The following is a 479-nucleotide window of genomic DNA, read 5'->3' on the forward strand; positions in this document are numbered from 1 at the left end:
CTCGGAGGTGAGAATTATGCGAGCAAAAGAAGAATTACCGGAATGCCCAGTTGCAACAGCAGTATCTCTCATCGGAGGAAAATGGAAACTGCTGATTTTGCGTAACTTGAAAGAGCGTCCATGGAGATTCAATGAGCTACAACGAAGTATAGATGGTATTTCACAAAAGGTTTTGACAGAGAGTTTAAGACAAATGATGAGTGATGGACTGGCATATCGCCACGATTACCATGAGCAGCCACCGAGAGTTGAATACGGCTTAACGGAACTCGGAACAAAAATGCTTCCAATTGTTAATTCTCTTGCTGACTTTGGTAACTACTATAAATCAATTATTGAACAGAATTAGGTACGTTAGTATTTGAAAAGCTCGAACAATTTCAGCTTTTTGAAACTGAGAAATCGGAAGTTGTAGTAAAGGAGGTTTACAATGGGGTTTTGGATTTTTATGTTGATTATGGATTTACTTCTTCCATTTG

General features: G+C 38.6%; 1 protein-coding gene. It reads left to right on the top strand.

Translation table 11 applies throughout. The annotated features are described in order from the left end of the window. Positions 1 to 16: 16 nt before the first annotated feature. Positions 17 to 349, top strand: coding sequence for a winged helix-turn-helix transcriptional regulator (locus WKT11_RS19860; protein WP_020993658.1), 333 nt, complete (start codon positions 17 to 19; stop codon positions 347 to 349). Positions 350 to 479 lie beyond the last annotated feature (130 nt).

This window comes from Blautia sp. HCN-1074, from assembly GCF_037890165.1.
Classification (GTDB): Bacteria; Bacillota; Clostridia; order Lachnospirales; family Lachnospiraceae; genus Blautia_A.